Origin of the sequence: Nonomuraea sp. SYSU D8015, from assembly GCF_008065375.1 — a bacterium.
Classification (GTDB): Bacteria; Actinomycetota; Actinomycetes; order Streptosporangiales; family Streptosporangiaceae; genus Nonomuraea.
Genome location: NZ_VJYI01000008.1, coordinates 358253 through 384922 on the forward strand (window position 1 = coordinate 358253; position 26670 = coordinate 384922).

Consider the following 26670-nt stretch of genomic DNA (forward strand, 5'->3'; position numbering starts at 1 on the left):
GGCGGGTTACCGATCCGCCCGCATGGGACGGCTTTGGGTGGGAAGCCCGGTGACGACCGCTCCCGAGTCGCGCCGAAGGCGTACGGCCTCCGTGACGGCGGCGATCGGAAGCAGCGCGAGCAACATGAGCGCCACCTGGTATGCCCCCGCGGGTCCGCTCAGGCCGAGGAGCGGCACGAGATGCTGGGCGGCGCGCAGCGCCAGCGCGGCCAGTGCGATACCGAGACCGGTGGCCAACTGCTGGACGGTGCTGGTCAGCGCGCTGGCGCCGCTGGTCCGGTCCGGTCCGATGTCCGCGAAGCCGATCGTGGAATGGGCGCTGAGCGAGACCGAGCGGCACACACCGCTCGCGAACAGGGCGCACACCACCAGGACGAGCGGGGTGTGGGGGCCGAGCAGGGCGCACAGCACGACGCCGAGCAGGGCGCACAGCACGAAGGTCACCGCGGTCGCCACCCCGTTCGCCACGATCACCGTGCGGAAGCCGAAGCGGCGCAGCATCGGTGTGGTGAGGGGCTTGACGGCGATGTTTCCCGCGAAGACCGCGATGAGGACCAGCCCGGCCATGACGGCACTCCAGCCGAAGGCCTCCTGGAACATCAGCGGAAGCAGGAAGGGGACGGCGCTGATGGCGGCCCGGAACAGCGCCCTGCTCGCGTTCGACACCCGGAAGGTCGGCACCCGCAGGATGGTGAGATCGAGCAACGGGCGGCCGCTGCGTAACAAATGACGGACCGTCAGTGCGCACACCACCGTTCCGGCGCCGAGCCAGGCCGCCGCCGCGCCCCAGCGGGCCGAAGCTCCACCGAAGAGCTCCAGGCCGTAGACCGCCGCTCCCAGCCCGGCGCCGCCGAGCGTGAAGCCCGCCCAGTCGAGCGCGGGCCGCTCCGCGTCCCGCAGGTCGGGCACCATCCGCAGAGCAAGGGGAAGCGCCACCACGCCGAGCGGCACGTTGATCAGAAAGATCCAGCGCCAGGAGGTGTAGGTGGTCAGCAGGCCGCCGAGCGCGGGCGCCAGGACGGGGGCGAGCAGTGCCGGCTACCGCGCACAGCGCCGACGCGGCCGTGAACACCACGATCGCGCAGGCGAAGACGCGGCGGGCGCCGTAGCGGTCGGCGGCCCACCCGCTCACCGGGGATGAACACGGCCAGGGCGACGAGGTACGCGGTCATGGCAAGGTTGACGTCCACCGGCCGCACACCCAAGGAGGCCGCCATGTCGGGGGCGGCCGTCGAGATGATCGTGGCGTCCAGGTTCTCCATGAAGAACGCCCCGGCCACGAGCAGTGCCAGCCGCCGTCCGCCTCGTCCACTCATCCCCGTGCCTCCCTGTCCGAGCACCGCCATCGTGGCACCCGGGCACGGGCCGGGTGGGGCCGGGTGGGGCCCTCCGCCGGCCGCGGCGGCGTCCGGCTCCCGCGAGGCGAAGCGGGCGTAGAGCGCGGCGGTCATCGCGGGCGCGGGCACCGCCAGGCGTACGGCCTCCTCCACCGTCCAGCGGCCCTCGCCGGAGTCGTCCACCCGGCCGGACAGGCGGGACAGGCGCGGGTCGTCGTCCAGGGCGCGGACCAGCAGGTCGAGCAGCCAGGAGCGCACGACCGTGCCGTGCCGCCAGGAGGCCAGCAGCTTGGGGACGTCGGGGACGTATTCGCTGGCCTCCAGCAGCTCGTAGCCCTCGGCGAGCGCCTGCATCATGCCGTACTCGATGCCGTTGTGCACCATCTTGGCGTAGTGACCGGCGCCGACGGGCCCGGCGTGGCACAGCCCGTCCGCATCGGGCGCGAGCGACTCCAGCAGCGGCCACACCTTCCGCACGTGCTCGTCCGCGCCACCGCACATGACGGCGTAGCCGTTCTCCCGTCCCCAGATGCCGCCGCTGACACCGCAGTCGACGTATCCGATGCCGTGCCCGGCCAGCATGCGGGCGTGCTCGGCGTCGTCGCTGAAGCGCGAGTTGCCCCCTTCTACGATCACATCGCCTGCTGACAGCAGGCCCGCCAGCTGCCGCAGGGCCTCGCGGGTCGGCTCCCCCGCGGGCAGCATCAGCCACACCGCCCTGGGCGCGGCGAGCTTGCCCGCCAGCTCCTCCAGGGAGGCCACGTCACGGTCGGGAGAGGTACGGCTGTAGCCGACCACCTCGTGGCCCGAGGCCCGCCAGCGAGCGGCCATGTTGCCGCCCATGCGACCGAGGCCGACGATTCCTACCTGCATTGATCTCAATCCTTTTAGGGAGAGTTGCGGAGAATGTCCAGGACGACGCTGTTGTCGAGGTGGCCGAGCCCTTCGGCGTCGATCGCCTCGTACAGCCGGGCGACGGCCGTGGAGAGCGGCAGCGCGGTCCGCGCACCGGCGGCGCTCTCCAGGACGAAGCCCAGGTCCTTGCGGAGGTAGCGGGCCTGGCCGGAGGGCGTGAAGTCCCCGGTGGACAGGTTGTGGCGTTTCTGGGTGAGCACTTCCGAGGAGGCGAGGCCCCCGGCCAGCACGTCGAGCAGCTCCGCCGGGTCGAGCCCGCCGCGTTCGGCGAGGAGCACGGCTTCGGCCAGGGCGACCAGGGTTCCCGCGACGACGAGCTGGTTGCACGCCTTGGCGAGGGAGCCGGCGCCGATGTCGCCCATGCGGCGCACGGTCGAGCCCATGGTCTCCAGGTACGGGCGGACGCGCGCGACGGCGTCCACCGGCCCGCCCGCCATGATCGATAACGTGGCGTCGCGGGCGCCGGTCACCCCGCCGCTGACGGGAGCGTCGATGACCGTGACGCCGTACGGGCGCAGCCGCTCGGCCAGAGCACGCACACCACTCGGGGAGACGGTGCCCATCACGAGCAGGGTGTCCATGACCGGGCTTCCGGAGAGCAGCCCGTCCGGGCCGTCCAGCACCTCGGCCACCTGGGGCAGGTCGGGCAGCATGGTGATGACCACCGGCGCGGCGGCGCTCACCTGCGCCGGGCGGGCGGCGGTGCGGCAGCCGGCCGACGCGGCGGCCTCCAGCGGCGGGCGGGCGCGGTTCCAGGCCAGGACGTCGCATCCGTTCCTGGCGAGATTCGCCGCCATCGGCAGGCCCATGGCGCCGAGCCCGACGAAACCGACGGTCTCCCGCACGGGCGTCATGAGCGGCCCTCCGCCCTGGCCGCCAGCGCGCCGAGCCGGTCGGCGAGGGCCGGCCGGTCGACCACCTCGCGATTGACCACGAACCGCGGCAGGCGACCGCCCGCGACGTCGAGCACGGCCTGGACGGCGCTGCCGCCGTTGCCTGCCGACATCTCGTCGGTCCAGGCCAGCGCGTGCGGGCTGAGGACGACGTTGTCCATGCGCAGCAGGGCGTTGCCGGGGTCGGGCGGTTCGGTCTCGAACACGTCCAGGCCGGCGCCGCGGATGCGGCCCGACCGCAGCGCGTCGATGAGCGCGGCCTCGTCGACGATGGGACCGCGGGCGACGTTCAGCAGCACGGCCGTGGGCCGCATCAGGGCCAGCCGCCGCGCGTCGATCAGGTGGCGGGTCTCGTCGGTCAGCACGCACATGACGATCACGGCGTCGGCTTCCGCCATCACCGTGTCGACGTCCACGAGGCGGACGCCGAGCCGGCGGGCGGTCTCCGGCGGGCAGTACGGGTCGGCCGCGATGACCTCGACGTCGAACGGGTTCAGCAGCCCCACCAGGTCACCGGCGGTGTTGCCGAGGCCGATCAGGCCGATGCGGCGGCCGGTGAGCCCGCGGCCCATCCACCGGTCCTTCTCGGCCCAGCGCCCCTGCCGTACCAGCCGGTCCTTGGCGGTGAGATTGTGCAGGGCGGCCAGCAGGAGGGTGAGGGCGGCCGTGGCCACCGGGCGGCGCGCGCCGTCCGGCGTGATCGTCACCAGGGCGTCGTGACGGGTGCAGACGTCGAGGTCGACCGCGTCGTAGCCGACGCCGAAGCGGGCGAACAGCAGCGGAGGGCGGTCGAGTCCCGCGAATGTGCGCTCGGTGACGGCGGGCGCGGCGAACAGCACGGCGTCCAGGCCGGCCACGTCCGCCGCGAGGAGTTCGCCGGTGTCACGCGGCAGGTAACGCCAGGCGATGCCGGCGGCGTCCAACTCGCCGAGCCGGATGTCTCCCCACACGTTGCGGCCGTGGTCGTCCAGGAAGTCCCGGCTGACGCCCACGGTGATCCGCGGACCGGCCGTCACAGGACCGCTATCGGGTTCACGGGCGACCCCGTCCCGCCGGGGATGTTCAGCGGCGCCACGGTGAGCATGAACGCGTAGCGGCCGGCGTCGGCGCAGGCGGCCGAGAGCGGCTCCAGATCCAGGTTGTCCAGCAGCGGCACACCCATGGCGGTGATGGCCAGCGCGTGCACGGGCGAATGCAGCCCCTCGACCGGGGACGGGCGCACGTCGCTGTCGCCGTCGGCGCCGAGCAGGGCGATCCCGCGTTCGGCCAGCAGTGGTATCGCGTCCACGTGGAAACCTGCGCTGGCAGCGTCGGGGTTCCAGGCGCCGAGCTCCGTGCGGCGGCGGAAGTGGCCCGAGCGCAGCAGCACCGCGTCGCCTTCGCCGATGGTCACGCCGAGCGCCTTCTCCGCGGCGAGGACGTCTTCGGCGTGCACGGCCTGCCCGGGTTCCAGCCAGTCGCTCCCGAGGACGGCGGGCAGGTCGAGGAGAACGCCTTTGGTGACGAGCGGCCCAAGCGCTGCGACCGCGCCGAAACGCGCTCCCCCGGCGTCGACGACCTCGCGGGCGGTGCGGCCGTCGTAGAGCTGTCCGCGGTAGGCGATGTGGGAGAGGGCGTCGAGGTGGCTGACGCCCTTGCCGTGGTAGTCGACGGCGATGAAGTCCTTGTGCGTGGCGGGCTCGGGGGCCTCCACGTCGCCGAGGTCGGACATGTAGTGCAGGGCGGGCTTGCCGTTGTCCGGGCCGGGCACGGTGTTCCACGGCAGCGCCATCGGAACGGTGACACCGGTGCGGACGAGTGCGGCGGCGCGCTTGACGTGCTCCGGGGTGACCCGGTTCCAGGCGCCGCGGTCGGCGGCGGTCCATCGGCCCCAGGTGCGTACGGCTGCGAAGAGCTCGTCGAACTCCTGGCGGGAGAGACGGGGCCCGTTGTCGGGGGTGGCGGGTGGTGGCGGGGAGGCTTCCGGGCTACTGGTCATCTGGTGCTCAGCGCTCCAAGGCTCGGAGGGGTGGGGTCGGCGGGCCCGCGTCGGCGCTACGGTCGGAAGGTCTCGACGACAAAGCGGGTGCGATGGCGTTGTCGTTCAGGGACGCAGGACGGACAATACCAATATGCTGAACGATGAACAGAATGATGGGTGGAGTTGTTGGTGAGCGCAAGCGATCCGGGAAGCCTGGTCCCCGCGGTCACGCGGGCCGTGGCCATCCTCGACACGCTCGGCGAAGCAGAGGGGCGCCCGCTGTCGGTCAGCGAGATAGCCCGCGCTCTCGGCCTGCCGAAATCCTCGACGGCGAACCTGTGCGCCACCCTGGAGACGGCGGGCATGATCGCGCGCAACGGCCAGGGCTTCAGCCTCGGACGCAAGCTGGTCGAGCTCGGCGGTCGCTACCTCGCCACGGTCGACCAGCTGCGCGACTTCTACGAGCTGTGCCGGCGCAGCAAGCACATCTCCAGGGAGACCGCCAGGGTCGCCGTGCTGGACGGCATGGACGTGCTCTATCTGGGCCGATATGACGGCACACAGCCGCTGCGGCTGACGGCCAACATCGGCGACCGCTTCCCCGCCAACTGCACGGCGACCGGGAAGGCCATCCTGTCGACCCTGGACCCGGCGGTGGCCGAGGACCGCCTCCGCACGCGCCCCCTGGTCCGGCTGAGCGAGCGGTCGATCACCTCCGTGCCCGCCCTGCTGGCCGACCTGGAGGCGACCCGCGGGCGCGGCTACGCGATCGACGACGAGGAGACCACCGCGGGCATCGTGTGCCTGGCGGTGCCCGTCAGCGGGTTCCGCACGGACTCCGCGCCGTTCGCGATCAGCGTCACCGTGCTCAAGGCCCGGCTCGACGAGGAGTTCCGCGAGGCGCTGCTCGACGACCTGCGCGAGATCGCGGCGGGCATGGAGAACCCGCTGCTGCCCAAGGGGGCCACCATGGGCGGCTGAGCGGCGCCCCACCGACCTCTCGAGGCGGCCGTACGGAGATGACTCCGTACGGCCGCCTTAACTTTGCGGCAACAAATACCGCCTCAGCTATTGACCAATATACTGGTCGATGTACAGGATTCTGTTCGTGCCGGTGGAACGGTCATCGGCCGAAGACCCCTCCGGAGAAGTCCGTGCATGACGCTACCGACGACGCGGCATCCGGTCCGCTGGTGACCATCCGGGGCCTGCGCAAGCGGTTCGGCGGCACCCTCGCGCTGGCCGATCTCGACCTCGACATCCACAGGAGCAGCGTCCTCGCGCTCCTGGGCCACAACGGCGCCGGGAAGTCGACGCTCAACAAGATCCTCGCCGGTGTCTACCGTGCCGACGAGGGCCGGGTCACCGTGGCGGGACACCCCCTCGGCACCGGCGCCGCCTCCGCCGAGATGTCCTTCATCCACCAGGACCTCGGCCTGGTCGAGTGGATGACGGTGGCCGAGAACATAGCCCTGGGCACCGGCTACCCGCGCAGCGCCGGGCTCGTCTCCTGGCGGCAGGTCCGCGAGCGCTGCGCCGAGGCCCTCCAGATCGTCGCCGGTCACCTCCACCCGGACACGCCTGTCGCCGATCTCACCCGTGCCGAACGCTCTCTCGTCGCCATCGCCCGCGCGCTGTCCACCCGGGCCGGACTCATCGTCCTCGACGAGCCCACGGCCAGCCTGCCCGCCGCGGACTGCGCGCGGCTGTTCGACGTCCTGAACACGCTGCGCGACCGCGGCCACGGCATCGTCTACGTCAGCCACCGGCTCGACGAGGTCTACCAGGTGGCCGACCGCTTCGCGGTGCTGCGCGACGGCCGCCTCATCAGCCAGGGACTCCTCGCCGACCACCGTCCCGACCGGCTCGTCCACGACATCGTGGGACACGAGCCGGACAACCACCGGCCCTCCGGCGCTCGCACCCCGGGTTCCACCGTGCTCTCCCTCTCCGGCGTCACCACACAGGGCGCGGGGCCGGTGGACCTGGAGCTGCGTGCCGGCGAGGTCCTCGGCATGGTCGGCCTCACCGGCGCGGGTCACATGGAGCTCGGCCGGGCCCTCGCCGGAGCCCGGCCGATTCTGGGCGGTCAGGCGCTGCTCGACGGCAGGCCGTACCGACCCGGGTCGGTCGCCGCCGCCGTCGACGCGGGCATCGGATTCGTCACCAGCAACCGCCACGAGGAAGGCTGCGCGCTCGAACTGACCGTCCGCGAGAACTTCCTGGCCAACCCCCGCATCGGGGGCCGATCCCTACTGCGCTGGATCGGCCCCCGGCGCGAGCGCGCCGAGGCGGCGTCCCTGGTCGAGCGGTTCGGCGTCCGGCCCGCCGACTCCGAGGCGCCGATCGCCACCCTGTCGGGCGGCAACCAGCAGAAGGTCATGATCGGGCGCTGGCTGCGCATCAGCAGGCGCGTGGTGATCCTCGAAGAACCGACCGCCGGCGTGGACGTCGGCGCCAAGGCCGAGATCTACCGCCTGCTCGACGGCGCACTCGCAGAAGGACTCGCCGTCCTGCTCATTTCCACCGACTTCGAGGAGATAGCCAACGTGTGCCACCGCGCCCTGGTGTTCGTACGCGGGACCGTGACCGCCGAACTGAGCGGCGACGACCTCACCGTCACCGATCTCACCCACGCCGCCTCCGCCATGCCCGCCTTGACGGGACCGGCCTTGACCACCGGGACGGCGGGCGAGTGATGGCGACCCGCACCGCCGCCTCCCCCAGCACCGAGCGCTCCGCGGCCGGCCTGCTGCGCGGCCACCTGATCGGCACGTACGGCCTGCTCGTCCTGGCCGTGCTGCTGTTCGCCGGCTTCTCCCTGGCCCTGCCGGACACCTTCCCGACCCTGGCCAACGCCTCGTCGATCCTGTCCAACCAGTCGATTCCGGCCATCCTCGCGCTGGGCGCGATGATCCCCATCGTCATCGGCAAGTTCGACCTGTCGATCGGCTACGGCCTGGGGCTCGCCCATGTCATGGCGATGCAGCTCATCGTCGGCGAGGGATGGTCCTGGCCGCTGGTCTGCGCCACCGTCATCCTCGGCGGTGCGATCGTCGGCGTGCTCAACGGCGTGCTCGTGGAGTTCGCCCAGATCGACTCCTTCATCGCCACCCTCGGCACCGGCAGCGTCCTGTACGCCCTCACCCTCTGGAGCACCGACGGCGCCAGGATCGTCCCGGGCCCGCAGGGCCTGCCTCCGGCCTTCACGGACCTGTACGACTCCAAGCTCCTCGGTCTCCCCGTGCCCGCCTTCTACGTCCTCGCCCTCGCCGCCGCGCTCTGGCTGCTGCTCGAGCGGCTGCCGCTCGGCCGCTACCTGTACGTCATCGGCTCCAACGCGCGCGCCGCCGAGCTGGTCGGCATCCCCACCCGCCGCTACGGCATCTACGCCTTCGCCGGGTCGGGGGCGGTGGTCGGCTTCGCCGGCGTCCTGCTCGCGGCGCAGCAGCAGATCGGCAATCCCAGTGTCGGCATGGACTACCTGCTCCCCGCGTTCGTGGGGGCTCTGCTGGGCTCCACCGCGATCAAGCCAGGCCGCGCCAACGCCGCCGGCACCGTGGTCGCCGTCGCCATCCTGGCCATCGGTCTGGCGGGCATCGGGCAGCTCGGCGCCGCTTTCTGGGCGACGCCGCTGTTCAACGGCAGCACCCTGCTGCTCGCGGTCGGGCTGGCCGGCGTCTCCGCCCGCCGCAGGCTGCGCGCGGGTGCCACCGCCACCCGCCGGCCGCTGCCCGACGGCGCGGACCACGCGCCGGGATCGCCCTCGCCGGGATCGCCGTCACCGGGATCGCCGTCACCGTCAGCCGGACCAGCGCCCGAAGAGCACCGGCACGTCTCCTAGCCTGCACCGCTGAGCCGGTCCCCCAGGCAGTCCACCCCCCACAGGCGACCGGAGCCCTCAGTGCCCCGCCCCTTCCAGCCGCCCGCGCCCCCAGCCAACCCACACCCTCCAGACCCCCGCCTGTCCCGCATGCCGTCAAGGAGCTCCCGTGCCACACTTCACCCGCAAGGAAACCCTGCGCGCCCTGGCCGTTCTGGCCGTGGCCGCCGCTTCTGTCACCGGTTGCACCCGTGGGTCGGAGACCGCCGCCACCACCGCGGCCGCCGCTTCGTCGCAGGCCGGCTGCCCCGACGTCCTGGCGGCCGCGAAGACGGCGGTCCAGCAGGCCGAGGACGTGAACGCCCCCTGGAACGGCCCGGCCGACGGCCCGAAGGCGGTCGCCGGCAAGAGCATCGTCTACGTCGCCCAGAGCATGACGAACCCCGGCGTCTCAGGCACGGCCGAAGGCGTCAAGGAGGCCGCGCAGGCCATCGGCTGGCAGGTGCGGATCATCGACGGGCAGGGCACCCCGGCGGGCATCCAGGCGGCGCTCAGTCAGGCCGTCGCCGTCAAACCGGCCGGCATCGTCCTGTCCGGCTTCGACCCCAAGTCGACCGCCCAGCAGCTGGCCCAGGCCGAGGCGGCGGGCATCCCCCTCATCGGCTGGCACGCCGTCGCCCAGCCGGGGCCGAGCGAGGACCCCAAGCTCTTCACCAACATCACCACGAAGGTCGAGGACGTCGCGAAGATCAGCGCGGACTGGATCATCAGCCAGTCCAACGGCCGGGCCGGCGTGGTCGTCTTCACCGACGCCTCCATCCCCTTCGCCAAGGGGAAGTCAGACCTGATCAAGAAGGAGCTCGCGACCTGCTCCGGCGTCGAGCTCCTCTCGGAGTCGAACATCCCCATTCCCGACGCCAGCACCCGCACCCCGCAGGAGGTCTCCGCCCTGCTGTCCCGCTTCGGCGACAAGTGGACTCACTCCGTGGCCATCAACGACCTGTACTTCGCCGACGCCGCCCCCGCCCTCCGCGCCGCGGGCAGGAAGGGCGAGGGCACTCCGTACAACATCGGCGCGGGCGACGGCGACCCGTCCGCCTTCCAGCGCATCAACAGCAAGGCGTTCCAGGCCGCCACGGTGCCGGAACCCCTGTCCGCACAGGGATGGCAGATCATCGACGAGTTCAACCGCGCCTTCGCCGGCGAGCCCGCCAGCGGCGTCGTCGCCCCCGTCCACATCACCACGGCAGCCAACAGCGGCGGCGGCTCCTCCTGGGATCCGAAGGACTACCGCGAGGCGTACCGGAAGATCTGGGGCAAGTAATCACCAGATGACCGGGAGCTCGGCGAACCCGTCGGCGATCCTCCCCTCACTGCGCCGCAGCTGCGAGGCCGGCACGGCCAGCCGCAGCGTGGGAAAGCGCTGGAAGAGCCTGCTGAACACGGCGATCAGCTCGACCCTGGCCAGGCTGGCGCCGATGCAGAAGCGCGGGCCGTAGCCGAAGCTCAGGTGCGGATCGGTTTGCGGACGGCGGATGTCGAACGCATCCGGATCCGGATAGACCCGCTCGTCCCGGTTGGCCGCGCCCGGCAGGAGCACGACGCCCTCGCCCCTCCGGATGGTCCGGCCGCCGATCTCGATGTCCTCGTGGGCGTACCTGGGCAGGCCGTGCAGGCTGGTCACGGTCATGCGCAGGATCTCCTCGACCGCACCGGGGGCCAGCCCCGGATCGGCCTTGAGCAGGCCGAGCTGGTCCGGGTTGGCCAGCAGGAGCAGCACGCCGTAGTCGATGCGGTTGACCGTGGTCTCGTGGCCGGCGAACAGCAGCGTGCCGGCCAGATCCGCGATCTTGCCGTCGTCGTCCAGCTCGCCCGCCAGGTCCGACAGCACGTCCTCGCCCGGCTCCTGCCGCTTGCGCTCGATCAGGCCGGCCATGTACGCGCTGAGCTCCTCGCGGGCGGCCTGGCTCTTGTTCGGGTCGAGCATGTCGCCCATGCGCTCCGACACGCCGCCGAAGTAGGCCCTGTCCTCGAACGGCACGCCGAGCAGCTGGCAGATGACCAGCACAGGCAGCGGGAAGGACAGCTCGGCGTGCAGGTCGGCCGGCGGCGTCAGCTTGGCGAGGTGGTCGAGCCGCTCGTCGACCAGGGAGCCCACGTGCTCGGTGAGCGCCTTCATGCGGCGGGCCGAGAACGACGGCATGAACAGCTTGCGCATGCGGTCGTGCTCGGCCTTCTCGGTGGCGATGTCGCCTTGAGGGCCGCCGAGCAGGGCCGAGCCCGACAGCCGCGCGGCCTTCTCGGGCTCCGGGTGTGAGCGTCCGAGCCGGGCGTCGTTGAACAGCTTGCGGGCGTCCTCGTATCCGCTGACCAGCCAGAACTCGTCGCCCCTCCGGGTGCGTACCCTGGCGATGCCCTCCTTGATCCGGAGCTCCCGGTATTCCGGGGGCACCTCTAACAGGTCGCTGCGTTGGAAGGGAATGACCGGAAGTGCGCTCATAGAAGCTTCCCCACTGCTTTGACAGTTTCCGCCCATACCCTGGGGAAGTCGGCGTGAGCCCGTTCTGCGGTGTTGCGTTCTATCCCGACGAGGAGCCCGTACGTGAACGTGTCCTCGCCTGCGTGACGTGCGCGTTCCGCCTCCTTTGCCAGCGTTTCCTGCGCGACCACGCCGTCCTGGTGCGTCCCCAGTACTTCCTGGATGTCCTCCGCCAGCTTAGCCAGTCGGGCCATGTCTTTGCCGAGGGCCGGTGTGAGCGCTTCGGCGGTGTAGCGGGCGCGTTTGGCCGCCTTGCGCACGTCGTGCATGGCGATCTCACGGCGCTCGAGGTCCTCGATGGCCTGGGCGTGGTCGTACGTCTTGGTCACTCTTCCCCAGTTCGCCGCCGCGATGGTCCGGAGCTGCTCCTGGGCGGGCTTGGCCGCGGCCTTGCCCAGTTTCGGCTCGGCGACGAGGTCGTCCAGGGCGTTGAGCAGGGCGTAGTAGCGGTCGCCGCTCAGGGCCTCCTTGATACGGACGTACGCCTCCTGCTCGCGTTCGTGCAGGTCGGATCCTAGGCGGGCCTGGATGGGGCCGAGGATCAGCTCGGGCGCCACACCGGCCAGCAGCTTGCCGAACCTGGCCCTGATCACCTCGAGGTCGCGGGCCTCGCCGAGCACGGTGCCGAGCCACTGCAGCTCCTCCTGGAGCTCCTGGGTGTCCATGACCACGGTCTTGAACGCCTTCATCGCGCTGCGCAGCCGGCGGCACGCCACGCGCATCTGGTGCACGGCGTCGTCCTCGGCCCGGCGCACCCGCGGGTCCTGCGAGAGGAGGGCGTTCACCTGGCTCGCCAGGTAGTCGACGACGACCTCGCCGGCCGAGCCCGGAACCGTGCGGGCCCTGGCCGGCGGGGCGGGTTCGAGGAGTTTGGCCAGCTTGCTGCCGGCGTCGGAGGGCGTGGCGCCCGCCTTCCTGAGCCGCTTGCCGACCTTGGCGAGCAGCGCCTGCCCGCTGTCGTCGAGCAGCTCCGCCTCGACCTCGCGCCACCGCACGACATTGCCGTCCCGGTGGTCGGTGCCTTTGACGCGGTCGTCGGCGATCTCGATCACCATGGTCTCGCCGTCCAGGAGGTGCGTCACGCTCCTGCGGGTGTCCAGCTCGGCGACCACCTGGAGGTCGGCGCCGCGGGTGTAGGCGCGGACGAGTTCGGCCAGTTCGGGAGGCACGATCTTGGTGCTGCGGGTGAGCGGATGCGTGATCTCCTGCCGTACGCCCTTGGCCTTGGGCAGTTTCAGGTGCCAGCCGGGATCCGCGCCACCGCGCCGGCGCCTGAGCGTGACGCCTCGGGCGGCAAGCCGCAGGTCAGACGTGTCATAGTAGAGGGCCACGAGCTGGTAGCTCTTGGGACCCACGACCTCCGCCAGGCGGCTCAGATCCGGAATCGCGTACTCGGAGGAAACGTCGAACTTGTCCTCTATCTCGATACCCACTACGCCTCACAGGTGTCCGATTTCGGACCATGATGCCACTACAAGGTGAACATCACACGACCTGCAGAAGCTCGATCCTGTTGCCGACCGGATCCGAGACATAGATGCGCCGAAAGCCCGGCAGGAGGTCGTCGGGCACCGCGCCGGGCAGGCGGGCGGCGTACGCGTCGAGGTCGTCCACCAGGAAGGCCGGATGGGCCTTGCGCGCCGGCCTGAAATCCTCCTCGATGCCGAGGTGGATCTCCACGCCCTCGCCTCGGAACCACGCGCCGCCACGCTGCGCCAACGCCGCCGGCTTGGGCACCTCCCGCAGGCCGAGGACGCCCGCGTAGAAGTCCCGCAGGAGCGGCTCGCTGCCCTTCGGCGCGGAGAGCTGGACGTGATGTAACGCCTTGATCATTTCTGTGCCACCACGAAGATCCTCCTGAACGGGAAGGGCGTGCCGTAGCTCCTCGCCGGATAGGCCTCCGCCAGCAGCTCGACCAGGTCGGCCTTGAACCGCCGCTGCTCGTCCGGGTCGAGCCGGTCGAGGATCGGGCGCAGTGCGGTGCCGGAGACCCAGTCCAGCACCGGGGTCTCGCCCTGGAGCAGGTGCACGTACGTCGTCTCCCAGGCGTCCACCTGGGCGCCGCCCTGGTGGAGCAGGTCGACGTATTCGAGGGCGTCGCCGACCGGGTTGCCCCTGGCGAAGTCGCTGAGCTTGTCGGACCAGGCACGTGAGGCACACAGCTCGCGGATCACCACGTGGCTGGGCGCCTCGAAGTTTCCCGGCACCTGGAAGGCCAGCCAGCCGCCCGAGGCCAGCTCTTCCATCCAGTGCTCTAGCACGTCGCGGTGCGAGGGCACCCACTGGAGGACGGCGTTGGAGACGATCACGTCCACCGGCCGGTCCGGGCGCCAGGTGGCCACGTCGGCGACCGCGAACCTGACGGACGTCTCCAGCCGACGGGCCTTGCTGATCATCGCGGGCGAGGAGTCAAAGCCCTCGATCGTCGCGTCGGGCCAGCGATTGGCCAGCTCAACGGTGAGTTCGCCGCTGCCGCAACCGGCGTCGACGACATAATCGGGGTTGACCGCCCCCACCCTGGAGATCAGTTCGAGGAACGGCCGCGACCGCTCGTCCGCGTAGACGGCGTAGGTGACTGGGTCCCACATATCTCTTGACATAAAGATAATTGATATCGAGAGAGATATCTCGATGTCAAGACAGTACACTTCTGTGTCATGACGGAGGATGCTAGGGACGAGGTCGACCGCCTCGTCGCGGCTTGGCGAGCGGAACGCCCCGACCTCGACGTCGAGCCGCTCCAGGTGCTCTCTAGAGTGTCACGACTCGCCAAGCATCTCGACCGGGCCCGGCGGGCCGCGTTCGCCGAGCACGGTCTGGAGCACTGGGAGTTCGACGTGCTCACCGCGCTGCGGCGGGCCGGGAAGCCGTACGAGCTCAGCCCGGGGGCGCTGCTCCGCGCCACGCTGGTCACCTCGGGCACCATGACCAACCGCATCGACCGCCTCGCCGCCGCCGGGCTCGTGCGCCGGCGGCCCGATCCCGAGGATCGGCGCGGGGTGTTGGTGTCGCTGACCGACACAGGGCTGGCCAGGGTCGACGCGGCCTTCGCCGACCTGCTGCGGCGCGAGCGTGAGCTGTTGTCCGGGCTGGGTCTCGACGATCAGCGTGCCCTGGCCTCCCTCCTCCGCACCCTCCTCGCCCCGTTCGACTCCCCCACGTAACTCTCCCTGGGAGCACTCTCGCCTCTGGGAGCACTCTCGCTGCGGGAGCGCCGCTCTCTTTGCGGGAGGGCCACGTCGCGGCGAATCCCTTCCCCTGTCCGCGTGAACGCTCGTCCCCCTCCGCCGAGCGTCACGAGAAAGGGATCCGCCTTTCTTCCTTCCTCACGGTAGCGAGCGCACGCGCTCGGCCATCCGGCGGCCCCCCTGGCGACTGAATCGGCTCCATGTCCGACGGCAGTGGGCACGTGGTACGGCGCGCGCCCGCGGAGAATGCACCGTTGCCAGTACTGCGGCGGACAGTCGACACTGCTGCGGACAGGCGGCACGGCCGCTGACACGCGACACTGCGGCGGACACCCGGCACTGCGCTGGCCGAGCACCATGGCACCGAACCCCATGGCACCGAGCACCCGAAGCGACCGTGTCCGACGCGCCGGAGCAGTGCGATCCCACGGCCCCGGAGCGCCGGTTCGAGGTACGGCCGGGGCGGCCGGCCTCGCCAGCGGCGCGTGGGCGGGGACGGAACGCCGGCCTCGCCAGCGGCACGTGGGCGGACGGATGGGTCAGTCGCCGAGGCGGTCGGCGACTTCCAGCCACTCCGCTTCGATCGTGTCCTTCTGGGCCGTGATCTCGCGGAGTTCGGCGTCCAGCGATCCCAGCTTGGCGTAGTCGCTGGCCGCTTCCGCCATGGCGGCGTGGAGCCGGGCCTCCTGGTCGGTCAGCTTGTCGAGCTGGCGTTCCAGGCGGTTGAGCTCCTTGCGAAGTTCGCGTTCCTCCTTGGCCGACAGCTCCGTCTTCGTGCCGCCGGACGCCCCCGCGACCGGGCCTTCGGTGATCGTTCCCGTCGTCGTTCGGGCTGCGGGAGCCGACGCCGCGGTCGCCACGCGGGCGGTCAGGGCGGTGCCGGCCGCGCGCCGTTCGAGGTATTCGTCCACCCCGCCGGGCAACAGCGACAACTTGCCGTTCCCCAGCAGCGCCACGCAGCGATCGGTCACGCGCTCCAGGAAATACCGGTCGTGGCTCACCAGGATCAGCGTGCCGGGCCAGCCGTCCAACAGGTCTTCCAGCTCGTTGAGCGTCTCGATGTCGAGGTCGTTGGTGGGCTCGTCGAGCAGCAGGACGTTCGGGTCGTCCATGAGGAGCCTGAGCAGCTGCAGCCGCCGCCGCTCACCACCGGACAGGTCACCGACGACCTTCCACTGCGCTTCGCCTCGGAAGCCCAGGCGTTCGAGCAGCTGGGAGGCGGACCACTCCCTCTTGCCGAGCTGGAGGTACTTGCGTACCTCCTCCACCGACTCCAGCACCCGCCGCGTCGGGTCGAGCTCGGTCAGCTCCTGCGACAGGTGCGCCAGACGTACCGTCTTGCCCCTGACCACCCGGCCGGAATCCGGCTTGATCGAGTCGGCGAGCAGCCGCAGCACGGACGACTTGCCCGACCCGTTGACGCCGATCAACCCGACGCGGTCGCCGGGCCCGAACTGCCACGTGCAGCGATCGAGCACCAGCGGCCCACTGCCTGGGCCGCCGGCGTGGAGGGTGACGTCCTCCAGGTCATAAACGGTCTTGCCGAGCCGGGCCGCGGCGAACTTCATCAGCTCGACGGTCTCACGTGGCGGCGGCTCGTTCGCGATCAGCGCTTGAGCCGCTTCGATGCGGAACTTCGGCTTGGACGTACGGGCGGGCGGGCCGCGCCGCAACCAGGCGATCTCCTTGCGCATGAGGTTTTGCCGGCGCTCCTCGGCGGCCTGAGCGATCCGCGCCCGCTCCGCCTTGGCCAGGACGTAGGCGGCGTAGCCACCTTCGTACCGCTCGACGCGCCCGTCCACGACCTCCCATGTGCGGGTGGACACGGCGTCGAGGAACCACCGGTCGTGCGTCACGACCAGCAGCGCGCTCTTCCTGGTGGTCAGGTGGGCGGCGAGCCAGGCGATGGCCTCGATGTCGAGGTGGTTCGTGGGCTCGTCCAGCATGATCAGGTCGTGGTCGTCGATGAGCAGCTGCGCCAGCGCCGTGCGCCTGCGCTCGCCTCCCGAGAGGTCGGCGGTCTTGGCATCGAGGTCGAGGTCGCCGATCAGGTTCGTCAGGATCTCGCGAACGCGCTGGTCGCCCGCCCACTCGTGCTCCGCCATCCCGCCCAGGACGGTCTCCCGCACAGTGGCGGCCGGATCGAGCGAGTCCTGCTGGGAGAGGAACGCGACGCGCAGCCCGCGATTGTGCGTCACACGTCCGCTGTCCGGGCGTACGGCTCCGGCGATGACCGACATCAGGGTCGTCTTGCCGCCTCCGTTGCGCCCGACGACGCCGATGCGATCTCCTGCCTCGACGCCGAGCGACACGTCGCTGAGGAGCGGCCTGGGCCCGTAGGCATGGGAAACCGACTCAAGGTTGACCAGATTCATGACGTTCCAAGGGTAGCCGCAGCGAGGACCATTCCCTGCTTTGGTCCGGGCCCCGCCGCAGCCCGCTGCTCCCACGATCCGGACCCGCCGCAGCCCCGGCGTCGTGCCGCGCCAGCTCTCGTGGCCCGTGCCCCACCGCAGACCGCTCCTCCGGAGCCCACCGGGGCCCGTCCCCGTATTCCAGGCCCCACCGCAGTCCCCTCCCGTTTCAGACGGTGCCGCGCCCGCACCCGGACGTCGGTGATCGTGTTCGGGGTGCGGCGCGGCATTCCGGTCCGCTCGAACACCGCAACCGCGTCGGCGGCCAGCCAGTCGGCGAGCAGCCGGTCGGGAGCAGCCGGTCGGGAGCAGCCGGTCGGCGAGCAGCCAAGGGTGCGTCGCTGCGCGGCCGCTCCAGGAGTGGGCAGGCGCGAGTGCTCAGTGTCTTCTGGGGACGGCGGTGCCGTGGACCGGGCCGTTGACGGGGCCATGGGCCGCTACCGCGGTGTGGGCGGCGCCCGTGGTGGTCAGGCTGAGGGCCAGGTCGCGGGCGTGGAGGGCGTCGATGGCGAGAAAAGCGCAGGTGGGGCCCGAGCCGGAGACGATCGCGCCCAGGGCTCCGTGCTGACGACCGGCTTCGAGGGTCGGGGCGAGCTCGGGCCGGAGGTTGAGGGCCGCCGGCTGGAGGTCGTTGCTCAGGTGAGCGCCCAGGGCGTAGGCGTCGCCGGTGCCCAGCGCCTCCACCAGGGAGTCGTTCAGCTGTGGCCAGGGCACCTCGGCCCCCGAGGCCTTGCGGAGCCGGTCGCACTCGGCGTACACGCTGGCCGTGGACAAACCGCCGTCGGCCAGCGCGAACACCCAGTGGAACGTGCCGCCGGTCGGGAGCTCGGTCAGCTGCTCCCCACGGCCGGTGCCGACGGCGGTGCCACCGAGCAGGGAGAACGGCACGTCGCTGCCCAGGTCTCCGGCGATCTCCATCAGGTCGTCGAACGGCAGCCCGAGACCCCAGAGCTCGTTGCAGGCCACGAGAGCGCCTGCGGCGTCGGCGCTGCCGCCCGCCATTCCGCCCGCCACGGGAATGTCCTTCTGGATGATCAGGTCGGCGCCATAGGTGCGTCCCGCGTGCTTGGCGAGCGCCCGGGCGGCCCGGATCGCGAGGTTGCTGTCGTCGACCGGCACCTGGTCGGACCATTTCCCGGTCACCGACACAGTGATCGACTCGGACTCCTTCGCCACCACCTCATCGAAGATCGATACGGCGTGGAAGACGTTGACCAGGTCGTGGTAGCCATCTTCCCTGAGCGGGCCGACAGAAAGCTGCACGTTGACCTTCGCGGGCACACGTACGGTCACCGAACTCATCGATCTTCTGCCACTCTCATCGCTTGCCGGGGTCGGAGGACACTCGATGTTATCGGGGCACGCAGCCCTGACATGCGGTTCTCGAAATATGGCCTGGGGAGTGACTACTTCTCCGACACACAGAGTCAAGTTCGTGGTCATTTGCCTTTTTCCTCTCGGTAACGAGGAGCGACCCCGATCTGGTTCCGTTGAGTGACGTAGTGGAGCTTTGTGCGTATGTGGCTGGGCATGCTGATCTGGTCATGCTGAAGGCGAGTTCGGGAAGGGTGGGCGTGTTGTCAGGGGTGTCGGTTGTTGAGGTGGCACAGTGGCGGGGGTCCGGGTCGCGTACGGCTGAGCGGCTCCGTGAGGGGGCCCGGCTGCTCGGCGCCATGGTGAAGGCGGATCGTCGAGTGCGGGTCGACGTCGATGACGACAGCCTCGTCGCCACCGCTACCAGGGTGCGCACGGCGATTGCCCACGCAGCCGCCGCCGGGGCTCGCGGCGGGCTGATGGTCACCGTCGGCGGGGACTGTGGTGTCGAACTCGAACCTGTTGCGGCGGCGAGGCTTGCGTACGGGGATCGGCTGGTCGTGGTCTGGTTCGACGCCCATGGGGACGTGAACACGCCGGATTCCTCGCCCTCCGGGGCCTACCACGGGATGGTGCTGCGTGCGCTGACCGGAGAAGGACCGCAGGGGCTGGTGCCGGACGCGTGTTTGGACCCCGGGCGGATCGTGCTGGCGGGAGTGCGGGATCTGGATCCCGCGGAGGCGGACTTCGTGGCGGCCGCGGGGATCCGGCGATGGGGTGTGGAGGAGGACCCGGCGGCTCTCGTGGCGGCCGTCGCATCGGCGGGCGGCGAGCCGGAAGGCCGTGCGTCGGCGGGCGGCGAGCCGGAAGGCCGTGCGTCGGCAGGCAGTGAGGCGGACAACCGCACGGCGGCAGGCGGCGAAGCGGACGGCCGCACGGCGGCAGGCGCGCCAGACAGCGGCGCGTCGGACGGCGGCGCGTCGGACGGCGGCGCGTCGGACGGCGAAAGGGACGGCCGTGGGTCGGATGGGCGTGACCCCGTTGTCTATGTGCATGTCGACTTCGATGTGCTCGATCCGGAGATCTTCCGGAGTGTGGGATGTCCGTCGCCTGGTGGGTTGCATCCTGAGCGGCTCCTGTCGTCCGTCGCCGCCGTCGCCGAGCGGTTCGAGGTGGTCGGGCTCGGGCTCATGGAGTACGAGCCCTCTCGGGATGAGGATCAGGAGTTGCTGTCGGGGTTGGTCTCCGGGCTGGTGGCGGTCTGCGCGCGCCGGTGAGGGTCAGCCCGGGCGGACAGTGCCCCGGTAGACGGCGCGGTAGTAGGGCGAGTTGAGGAAGTTGGTCTTCTTGACCACGTCGCCGGTCTTCGGGGCGTGGATCATCAGTCCTCCTCCGAGGTAGAGGCCCACATGGGTGGGATCGCCTCGGCCGCCGCCGAAGAAGAGGAGGTCGCCTGCGCGGCGGGCGCTCGGAGGGATCCGGCGGCCCTGGCGGAACTGGGTGCCTGTGTAGTGGGCGAGGGTCACGCCGGCTCTGGACCAGGCGTAGAGGGTCAGGCCGCTGCAGTCGAAGCCCTTCGTGCCGGCTCCTCTGCCGATGCCGAAGGTGGGGCCCTTCGGGGAGCCGCCGCCCCAGGAGAAGGAGACGCCCAACTGGCTGAGGGCCGCCGCGGCGGCGATCTCGCCCCGGGCCAGCTTCTCCTTGGCCTTCTTCACGGACAGGGCCTGGGCCGTGGTGGGGAATGTGGCGAAGGTCATGAACAGCCCGCCGGTGACGGCGAGGAGGAAACTGCGGATCATCGTTGACCTCCCTGGGTCCAGCCGTACGGATGGATGGTGGGAGGCCAGGATCGTGTGGCGAGGCGGGGTGGCGCGGGGCCGAATGCGATTCTGTGGACGACGAGGGCTTGTCCACAGTTCCGCCGGCTCTCCGCGGCTTCCGGCCCCAGCGTCAGGGTTTCAGTTCGGCTATGCGGGCGAAGGCCGTGATGTCGAGTTGCTCGCCTCGGGTCGAGGGGTCGACACCGGCCGCCCGCAGGATGCTCTCCGCCTCGGCCGGGCTGCCCGCCCACGACGCCAGGGCCGCGCGCAGCGTCTTGCGGCGCTGGGCGAAGGCGGCGTCGACCGCGGCGAAGACCTCCTCGCGCGAGGCCGCCGTGGCCGGTGGTTCGCGGCGGGTGAGGGAGACGAGGCCCGAGTCGACGTTGGGGACGGGCCAGAAGACGGTACGGCCCACCGCGCCGGCCCGGCGTACGTCCGCGTACCACGCGGCCTTGACCGACGGTACCCCGTACACCTTCGAGCCTGGACCGGCCGCGAGGCGGTCGGCCACCTCGGACTGCACCATGACCAGGCCCTTGCGGAGGGACGGGAGGACCTCCAGGAGGTGGAGCACCACGGGGACGGCAACGTTGTACGGCAGGTTGGCGACGAGGGCCGAGGGAGTGAAGCCCAACAGGTCGTCAGAGGTCACCTTCATGGCGTCGGCGTTGACGACCGTGAGTTTGTCGGACGGGCCGCGCTCGGCGACGGTGAGGGGCAGTTGGGCGGCGAGCACCGGATCGATCTCGACGGCCACCACGTGCGCGGCCGACGGCAGGAGGGCCAGGGTGAGCGAGCCGAGCCCCGGCCCCACCTCGATGACCACGTCGTTCTCCGACAGATCGGCCACGCGGACGATGCGCCGGACGGTCCCCGCGTCGATCACGAAGTTCTGGCCAAGCTTTTTTGTCGGACGAAGATCTAGCTTCTCCGCCAAAATACGTATTTCTGCAGGGCCCAACAGCCTCATCATCCAATCAGTCTCTCGCATCGAAGAACCTGCGATGGCGGATGGGGAGACCAAAGGGGAGGATGGCGTGGAACAGGAAGGGACGTCCCTCATGGAGCCAACGGGCGCCGCGCCGCTCCGCCCGACGGATTTGCGGGAGATCGGTCCGTACCGTCTGCTGGGGCGACTCGGCGAAGGCGGTATGGGGACCGTCTTCCTCGCCCGCGCGCCGACGGGGCGTTTCGTCGCGCTCAAGGTCGTCAAGGCGGAGTTCGCCAACCAGGAGGGGTTCGCGGCCCGGTTCCATGCGGAGGTCGACAACGCTCGCCGGGTGGCGTCGTTCTGCACGGCTCAGGTGCTGGACAACGGCAACACCGGCGACGGACGGCCGTACATGGTGACCGAGTACATCGCGGGCACCCCGCTGTCCGACCAGATCGCGAAATATGGGGCTCTGGATCCTGGGCCGTTACATGGTGTCGCGCTGGGGGTGGCGGCGGCGCTCGCCGCCATCCACGTGGCGGGGCTGGTGCACAGGGATCTGAAGCCCGCCAACGTGATCCTTTCGCTCTCTGGTCCGCGGGTGATCGACTTCGGGATCGCCAGGGCGCTCGACAGGGAGACCGGGTTCACGCTATCCGGCGAGCTGCTGGGCAGCCCGGGATGGTGGGCGCCCGAGCAGGTGCGCGGCGAGGTGGTCAGCCCGGCGGCCGACATCTTCGCCTGGGGCTGCCTGGTGGCGTACGCCGGCAACGGGCGGCACCCGTTCGGGCGGGGTGACCCCATCACCATGGCCCACCGCGTGCTGAACACCCAGCCGGAGCTGGGTGCGCTGCCCGCGCCGTTGAACGAGCTGGCGCGGCTGGCCACCTCCATGGACCCCGCGCTGCGTCCGACGGCGCAGGACCTGCTGATCGCGCTGGTGGGAGGCAACACGCCGCCGCCGTCGATCAATCCCCCCACTCTGGTCGCGACCGAGATGTTCAACGAGTGGCAGCCGCCGCAGAACGTCGTGGACGAGCCCGACATCACGGCGACGTTCACGACGCCGCCGCCGGGTGACGCCACGGGGCGGGCGTCGAGCGGGCCCAACGTCGTCCACCCCGGTCCCCCCGGTCCCCCCGGTCCCCCCGGTCCTTCTGGTCCTTCCGGTCCTTTTGGGCAGGCGTCGGTCGAGGAGCGGGCGCGCAGGGAGGAGCAGGCGGCCAAGGAGGAGCTGGCTCGCTGGCCTGCGCAGCCCCAGGCCGAAGCACCGGGTAAGGGTCAGGTGCGGGCGCGTGGGTTCTTCCGGAGAGGTGATCGAAAGAAGGAGCAGCAGGCCCAGTCGGCGGAGGGAACGCTCGGAGGGACGGGAACGCCCGGAACGCCGGAGCCGCAGGCGCAACCGCGGCCAGCCGGCGGTCCTGCGGGGCAGGCGCCGCCGGCGCAGTTCGGGCTGCCCGGGCTCGCGGGGCCGCAGCACCAGACGCCCAGTGCCCCGGGCCAGGGACAGCCGCTCCAGACGCACAGCGCCTCAGGAGAAGGACAGCCGCACCAGGCTCCCGGTCTCCCGGGCCAGGAGCCGTCGCACCAGGCGGCCAACGCCCCCGGCCTGGGACAGCCGCAGCACCGGACGGCCGACGTCCCCGGTCAGGGGCAGCCGCAGCACCGCGTGGCCGGAGTCGCCGGTCAGGAGCAGGGGCGGGCGGCGGCCGGTATTGCGGGGCGGGAGCATCTGCGGCAGGCCGCCGGCATTCCGGGGCAGGAGCAACTACGGCAGATGGAGCAGTCCGAGCAGCGGGGGGCCGACACCCAGCCGGGTGACCGGGCCACCGCCATCACCCCGGAGCTGCTCCCGAGCGAGCCCGACACACTGGGCGGGACGAGGACCCCGGGCACTCGGTGGCTCATCGCCGCCGGGGCCGCCGTGCTGGCCATCGTGGTCACCGTGGCCGTGCTGATCGTCACCTCGGGCCGGAACACGGTCCCCTCCAACCCCGGCAGCCCCTCCCAGGCCGCCGCCACGGCGAGCCCCGACGACGTGGGCCGCAGGTTCCCGCTGGGCGCCGGCTTCGACGACCCGATCGCGATCGTGGCGAGTGCCCCGGAGTGCGGTCTGAAGGAGTACGAGGGCAAGACCGCCACCCAGGGCCAGCTCTGCGTGATCCGCTGGACGATGCTCAACCCGGGCGGCGAGCGGCGCACGCTGATCCAGCCGGTCGTCACCATGGTCGACGACCGGGGCGGCGAGCACGAGCCGGCCGCCCTCACCCTGCCCCCGGCCATCCTCCCCGGCGCCCGCGTGGACAGCGCCTTCGTGTTCGACCTGGCCGCCTACCGCAAGCCGGTGAAGCTGACGGCGACCATGCTCGAGAACGGCCAGCAGATCGAGGTGGCGCTGTGAGGACCAGGGAGACGCTCGTCGCGCTGCTGCTCGCCATCGGCATGAGCGCGGTCCCCGGCGCCACCGCCGCGGCGGCGGCCTGTGCGGGGGCCGCCGACTTCGACGGCGACGGTGTGGACGACGTGGCGGTGGGCGACCCGTTCGCCGACGATCAGAAGGGCGCCGTGCACGTGCTGTCCGGCGGCAAGGTCGTCCCCGTCGCCGTGCCGGGCCTGGTCAAGGGCGACGCCTTCGGGTGGTCCGCGCGGCTGGCGAAGGTCGACGGCGACGCCTGCGCGGACCTGGTGGTCGGCGCGCCGTACGCGGATGTGGACGGCACGGAGGACGCCGGGGCCGCGTACGTCGTCTACGGCGGCGGCGCCAAGCCCCCGCAGCGCCTGACCGCCCCGCAGCCGCAGCGGTTCGCGCACTTCGGCTGGTCTCTGGCGACGCTGAACGATCTGGTGGCGATCGGCGCGCCCTACGAGGACGAGAACAAGCTCCTCGACGTGGGCGCGATCTACGTGCGCAAGGGCACCGGCGAGCTGCGCAGGATCAGCCAGGAGACCGTCGAGGTGCGGGGCAACAGTGAGGTGGGCGACCAGTTCGGCTGGTCGATGGCGTTCGGGGCGGAGAAGACCCTGCTCGTCGGCGTCCCGTATGAGAACGACGACGGCGCGGGCCGCCAGATCGAGGCAGGCAAGATCGATTCGGGCTCGGTCGTGTTCATCGACGACCCCTTCGCGCCCCAGATCACGAGCCTGAAGCTGGACTCCCCGACCAACGCCTCCGGCGACCGGTACGGCTACGCGGTGACGTACTCGGCGGGCTCCGGCTACGCGGTCAGCGCCCCCGGCCCCGGCTACGTCCAGCTGCTCAATCCCGGCAGGAAGCCGATCAGGACGGTGACGCAGGGCGGCAAGCAGGCGTTCGGTTTCTCGCTGGCCGCCTCGGCGGACGGCAGGCTGGCCATCGGGGCTCCCTACGGCGGCGGCGTCAGGATCGTCTCCTGGAAGGGCGGCGGCGAGGAGCGGCGGCTGCCGGGCGGCGACGGGCTGTTCGGCTGGTCGGTGGCCTTCAGCGGCAACAAGCTGTTCGTGGGGCAGCCGGACGCGCCGCCGTACGGGAAGGTGGCGGTGGCCGGGCGGAACGCCGAGAGCCTGGAGGAGCTCCAGCCGTCCACGGGCGCCGACTTCGGGGTGGCGGTGTCCGGCCCCTAGAACAGGTGGGCGCCGCAGCGGGGCCACTGGACCTGCCAGCGGCCGCCCACGTGCTGGTAGAGGAGCTGGGCCCGGTACGTCTGCTCCTCCGTCGGCCAGGCCGACGGCAGGTCCATGCCGCCGACGGCCTTCCACATGGGCAGACTGATCTGGTACATCCCGTAGTAAGGCCCCTCCGGGTTGTACGCCCGCGGGTTCGCTCGCGACTCGCACTCGGCCAGCGCCCGCCAGTTCAGGCGCGCCACGCCCGGCTGGACCTCGACGGTGTGCGGCGGCGTGACCATGATCACCGTGCCGTCCTTGGGGAAGCTGCCCAGCGGCGGGGTCACCCGGTAGCCGCGGCGCAGGTCGATGCGCTTCTGGCGGAGCACCTCGCGGACCGTGCGCGCGGTGGTGCGGGAGATGAGCCTGGTGGTGCCGGCCACCACGTACACCTTGCGCTTGGTGTAGACGGTCAGCGACATGCCCGACAGCGGCACCGTCCCGTCGCGGGGCGCGGAGAACGTGGCGGCCGCCGGGGAGATGTCCAGCTCGGCGAGGGCGTCGCCGACCTTCGTACTGGTGACCAGGTGTTGGCTCGTGCGGCCGTCCAGGGTCAGCGTGATGGGGCGGGCACGGCGCACCTCGATCCTGGTCCCGTCGGAGACGCCTTCTTGGGCGGGCGGGTGTACGACGTCGCCGAAGCTCAGCGAGACCCCGGCGTCGCCGAGCGCGTCGCGTACGGAGCCGGCGAAGCTCCGCACCGCCATCGACTTGCCGTCCACGACCACGGTCACGTCTTTGGCCAGGGACGACACGGCCACGAGCAGACCTGCGGCCACGGCCGCCGTCAGGCACACCACCGGTGTCCACGGGGAGCGCCATGGGATCGGCGGACGCGGCGCACGTCTCCTGCCTCGCACGAACCACCTCCGGTACGGAGCGGCGAACGCTCAGGCCCGAGAGCGGTAGCTTGCGTTACCAGCGAGGGCCAAGTGAGCGCGACCACACACGTCACCTTCCATAACGGAAAGTGACCGCCCGAACGCTAGCCGCCACGACACGCCGGCATCCACCGGTTCACCAAAAGATGGTCACCACTCGCCGAAGACCGTGACCCCGTTGGTGCTGATCGCCTCACACAACCGGTCCGGATGGATCCCCTTGACCTCGGCGAGGCAACGCAGGGTGAGGGGGATGAGGTAGGGGGCGTTGGGCTTGCCCCGGTGCGGGACCGGCGGGAGGTAGGGGGCGTCGGTCTCGACCAGCATCAACTCCAACGGGGCCACCTCGGCGGCCTCGCGGAGGTAGACGGCGTTCTTGTACGTCACAGGGCCGGAGAAGGACATGAAATATCCAGCTTCGGCGCACTTTTTGGCCATTTCGGCGTCGCCCGAGAAGCTGTGGAACACGACCTTGTCCGGCGCGCCCTCCGCGGCCAGCACCTTGAGCACGTCGTCGTGGGCGTCCCGATCGTGGATGACCAGCGCCTTCCCGGTGCGCTTGGCGATCTCGACGTGCGCGCGGAAGCTGGCGTGCTGGTCGTCCTTGCTCGCCCAGTCGCGGTAGTAGTCGAGCCCGGTCTCCCCCACCGCCCGCACCTCCGGCCGCCGGGCCAGCGCCTCGATCTCGGCCAGCACCTCGGGAGTCGCCTCGTGGGCCTCGTTGGGGTGGATCGCCACCCCGGCGTACACGCCTTCCTGACCCGCCGCCGTCTCCGCGTTCCACCGGGAGGACTTGAGGTCGTAGCCGATCGTGACGAGCCTGGTCACGCCGACCGCCCTGGCGTCGTCCAGGATGCTCCGCACGGTGGCCGCCGCGGCCTGCGCCGCCTGGGCCACCGGGTCGCCGGACGACGCCTGCCGGTTGCCGACCATGATGTCGAGGTGGCAGTGGCTGTCGAACACGGGCACGGAAAGCGGCTCTGGGGCGGCGGGAATCTTGCTCACGCCCCTAA

Annotated in this window: 22 protein-coding genes and 1 pseudogene; 8 read left to right on the top strand and 15 right to left on the bottom strand. The window is 71.1% G+C overall.

Translation table 11 applies throughout. From position 1 onward, the window contains the following. Positions 1 to 6: 6 nt before the first annotated feature. From ID574_RS31790 to ID574_RS31810, 5 genes and pseudogenes are all read right to left on the bottom strand, one after another. Entirely contained in the window at positions 7 to 1032 is a 1026-nt protein-coding gene (locus ID574_RS31790; RefSeq protein WP_223167282.1) for an MFS transporter, read from the bottom strand. A 365-nt stretch (positions 1033 to 1397) separates the two neighbouring features. Then, positions 1398 to 2210, bottom strand: a pseudogene (gene gnd, locus ID574_RS31795) (phosphogluconate dehydrogenase (NAD(+)-dependent, decarboxylating)); the annotation flags it as partial. Between the two features lie 14 nt (positions 2211 to 2224). Beyond that, positions 2225 to 3106, bottom strand: a complete 882-nt coding sequence (locus ID574_RS31800; protein WP_188192660.1) for an NAD(P)-dependent oxidoreductase — start codon at positions 3104 to 3106, stop codon at positions 2225 to 2227. Then, on the bottom strand, positions 3103 to 4161 hold the full coding sequence (locus ID574_RS31805) for an NAD(P)-dependent oxidoreductase (protein ID WP_188192661.1): 1059 nt from the start codon (positions 4159 to 4161) through the stop codon (positions 3103 to 3105). Before ID574_RS31805 ends, ID574_RS31800 begins: the two co-directional genes overlap by 4 nt. Continuing rightward, positions 4158 to 5123, bottom strand: a complete 966-nt coding sequence (locus tag ID574_RS31810) for a cyclase family protein (RefSeq protein ID WP_188192662.1) — start codon at positions 5121 to 5123, stop codon at positions 4158 to 4160. The genes ID574_RS31805 and ID574_RS31810 overlap by 4 nt, the downstream gene beginning before the upstream one ends. Positions 5124 to 5294: 171 nt before the next feature. On the opposite strand from ID574_RS31810, the gene ID574_RS31815 reads away from it, so the two are divergent. From ID574_RS31815 to ID574_RS31830, 4 genes are all read left to right on the top strand, one after another. Further along, positions 5295 to 6086, top strand: a complete 792-nt coding sequence (locus ID574_RS31815) for an IclR family transcriptional regulator (RefSeq protein ID WP_223167263.1) — start codon at positions 5295 to 5297, stop codon at positions 6084 to 6086. Between the two features lie 173 nt (positions 6087 to 6259). After that, positions 6260 to 7804, top strand: coding sequence for a sugar ABC transporter ATP-binding protein (locus ID574_RS31820; protein ID WP_223167264.1), 1545 nt, complete (start codon positions 6260 to 6262; stop codon positions 7802 to 7804). Then, a complete protein-coding gene (locus ID574_RS31825; protein ID WP_188192665.1) occupies positions 7804 to 8949 on the top strand; it encodes an ABC transporter permease in 1146 nt (381 codons plus the stop codon). The genes ID574_RS31820 and ID574_RS31825 overlap by 1 nt, the downstream gene beginning before the upstream one ends. A gap of 148 nt (positions 8950 to 9097) precedes the next feature. Continuing rightward, complete coding sequence (locus tag ID574_RS31830; protein ID WP_223167265.1) at positions 9098 to 10252, top strand: substrate-binding domain-containing protein; 1155 nt, start codon at positions 9098 to 9100, stop codon at positions 10250 to 10252. On the opposite strand, the gene ID574_RS31835 is transcribed toward ID574_RS31830, so the two are convergent. The 4 genes from ID574_RS31835 to ID574_RS31850 are packed head-to-tail and all read right to left on the bottom strand — an operon-like array spanning position 10253 to position 14055. After that, entirely contained in the window at positions 10253 to 11428 is a 1176-nt protein-coding gene (locus tag ID574_RS31835) for a cytochrome P450 (RefSeq protein WP_188192666.1), read from the bottom strand. Continuing rightward, the gene (locus tag ID574_RS31840) at positions 11425 to 12900 is read right to left on the bottom strand and encodes a CYTH and CHAD domain-containing protein (protein WP_188192667.1); all 1476 of its coding nucleotides are present in this window, start codon (positions 12898 to 12900) and stop codon (positions 11425 to 11427) included. The genes ID574_RS31835 and ID574_RS31840 overlap by 4 nt, the downstream gene beginning before the upstream one ends. Before the next feature lie 52 nt (positions 12901 to 12952). After that, entirely contained in the window at positions 12953 to 13300 is a 348-nt protein-coding gene (locus ID574_RS31845; protein WP_188192668.1) for a VOC family protein, read from the bottom strand. Beyond that, entirely contained in the window at positions 13297 to 14055 is a 759-nt protein-coding gene (locus ID574_RS31850; protein WP_188192669.1) for a trans-aconitate 2-methyltransferase, read from the bottom strand. The genes ID574_RS31845 and ID574_RS31850 overlap by 4 nt, the downstream gene beginning before the upstream one ends. Before the next feature lie 69 nt (positions 14056 to 14124). On the opposite strand from ID574_RS31850, the gene ID574_RS31855 reads away from it, so the two are divergent. Further along, a complete protein-coding gene (locus ID574_RS31855) occupies positions 14125 to 14631 on the top strand; it encodes a MarR family winged helix-turn-helix transcriptional regulator (RefSeq protein WP_188192670.1) in 507 nt (168 codons plus the stop codon). Positions 14632 to 15194: 563 nt separating this feature from the next. Here the strand turns inward: ID574_RS31855 and ID574_RS31860 are convergent. Continuing rightward, entirely contained in the window at positions 15195 to 17030 is a 1836-nt protein-coding gene (locus ID574_RS31860; protein ID WP_188192671.1) for an ABC-F family ATP-binding cassette domain-containing protein, read from the bottom strand. Positions 17031 to 17447: 417 nt separating this feature from the next. Beyond that, a complete protein-coding gene (locus tag ID574_RS31865; RefSeq protein WP_188192672.1) occupies positions 17448 to 18371 on the bottom strand; it encodes a 4-(cytidine 5'-diphospho)-2-C-methyl-D-erythritol kinase in 924 nt (307 codons plus the stop codon). A gap of 242 nt (positions 18372 to 18613) precedes the next feature. On the opposite strand from ID574_RS31865, the gene ID574_RS31870 reads away from it, so the two are divergent. Next, positions 18614 to 19660, top strand: a complete 1047-nt coding sequence (locus ID574_RS31870; RefSeq protein ID WP_188192673.1) for an arginase family protein — start codon at positions 18614 to 18616, stop codon at positions 19658 to 19660. A gap of 3 nt (positions 19661 to 19663) precedes the next feature. Here the strand turns inward: ID574_RS31870 and ID574_RS31875 are convergent, their stop codons facing one another. Then, on the bottom strand, positions 19664 to 20182 hold the full coding sequence (locus ID574_RS31875; protein WP_188192674.1) for an NlpC/P60 family protein: 519 nt from the start codon (positions 20180 to 20182) through the stop codon (positions 19664 to 19666). Positions 20183 to 20333: 151 nt separating this feature from the next. Further along, entirely contained in the window at positions 20334 to 21173 is an 840-nt protein-coding gene (rsmA, locus tag ID574_RS31880; RefSeq protein ID WP_188192753.1) for a 16S rRNA (adenine(1518)-N(6)/adenine(1519)-N(6))-dimethyltransferase RsmA, read from the bottom strand. Between the two features lie 91 nt (positions 21174 to 21264). On the opposite strand from rsmA, the gene ID574_RS60310 reads away from it, so the two are divergent. Together ID574_RS60310 and ID574_RS31890 are read left to right on the top strand one after the other, a co-directional pair. Then, positions 21265 to 23535 (top strand): serine/threonine-protein kinase, encoded by a 2271-nt coding sequence (locus ID574_RS60310; RefSeq protein ID WP_223167266.1) that lies wholly within the window; start codon positions 21265 to 21267, stop codon positions 23533 to 23535. Next, positions 23532 to 24734, top strand: a complete 1203-nt coding sequence (locus ID574_RS31890; protein ID WP_188192675.1) for an FG-GAP repeat protein — start codon at positions 23532 to 23534, stop codon at positions 24732 to 24734. Before ID574_RS60310 ends, ID574_RS31890 begins: the two co-directional genes overlap by 4 nt. Here ID574_RS31890 and ID574_RS31895 read toward each other — a convergent pair. Then, positions 24731 to 25576, bottom strand: a complete 846-nt coding sequence (locus ID574_RS31895; protein ID WP_188192676.1) for a resuscitation-promoting factor — start codon at positions 25574 to 25576, stop codon at positions 24731 to 24733. The two genes, ID574_RS31890 and ID574_RS31895, sit on opposite strands and share 4 nt — an antisense overlap. Positions 25577 to 25807: 231 nt before the next feature. Then, positions 25808 to 26662 (bottom strand): TatD family hydrolase, encoded by an 855-nt coding sequence (locus ID574_RS31900; protein ID WP_188192677.1) that lies wholly within the window; start codon positions 26660 to 26662, stop codon positions 25808 to 25810. Between the last annotated feature and the right edge of the window lie 8 nt (positions 26663 to 26670).

Excerpts from the sequence above, each read along its gene's own strand:
- ID574_RS31845 (WP_188192668.1), bottom strand. The coding sequence starts at position 13,300 with ATGATCAAGGCGTTACATCACGTCCAGCTCTCCGCGCCGAAGGGCAGC.
- ID574_RS31855 (WP_188192670.1), top strand. The coding sequence starts at position 14,125 with ATGACGGAGGATGCTAGGGACGAGGTCGACCGCCTCGTCGCGGCTTGG.
- ID574_RS31825 (WP_188192665.1), top strand. The coding sequence starts at position 7,804 with ATGGCGACCCGCACCGCCGCCTCCCCCAGCACCGAGCGCTCCGCGGCC.
- ID574_RS31835 (WP_188192666.1), bottom strand. The coding sequence starts at position 11,428 with ATGAGCGCACTTCCGGTCATTCCCTTCCAACGCAGCGACCTGTTAGAG.
- ID574_RS31860 (WP_188192671.1), bottom strand. The coding sequence starts at position 17,030 with ATGAATCTGGTCAACCTTGAGTCGGTTTCCCATGCCTACGGGCCCAGG.
- ID574_RS31870 (WP_188192673.1), top strand. The coding sequence starts at position 18,614 with ATGCTGAAGGCGAGTTCGGGAAGGGTGGGCGTGTTGTCAGGGGTGTCG.
- ID574_RS31865 (WP_188192672.1), bottom strand. The coding sequence starts at position 18,371 with ATGAGTTCGGTGACCGTACGTGTGCCCGCGAAGGTCAACGTGCAGCTT.
- ID574_RS31800 (WP_188192660.1), bottom strand. The coding sequence starts at position 3,106 with ATGACGCCCGTGCGGGAGACCGTCGGTTTCGTCGGGCTCGGCGCCATG.
- ID574_RS60310 (WP_223167266.1), top strand. The coding sequence starts at position 21,265 with ATGGAGCCAACGGGCGCCGCGCCGCTCCGCCCGACGGATTTGCGGGAG.
- rsmA (WP_188192753.1), bottom strand. The coding sequence starts at position 21,173 with ATGAGGCTGTTGGGCCCTGCAGAAATACGTATTTTGGCGGAGAAGCTA.
- ID574_RS31850 (WP_188192669.1), bottom strand. The coding sequence starts at position 14,055 with ATGTGGGACCCAGTCACCTACGCCGTCTACGCGGACGAGCGGTCGCGG.
- ID574_RS31810 (WP_188192662.1), bottom strand. The coding sequence starts at position 5,123 with ATGACCAGTAGCCCGGAAGCCTCCCCGCCACCACCCGCCACCCCCGAC.
- ID574_RS31875 (WP_188192674.1), bottom strand. The coding sequence starts at position 20,182 with ATGATCCGCAGTTTCCTCCTCGCCGTCACCGGCGGGCTGTTCATGACC.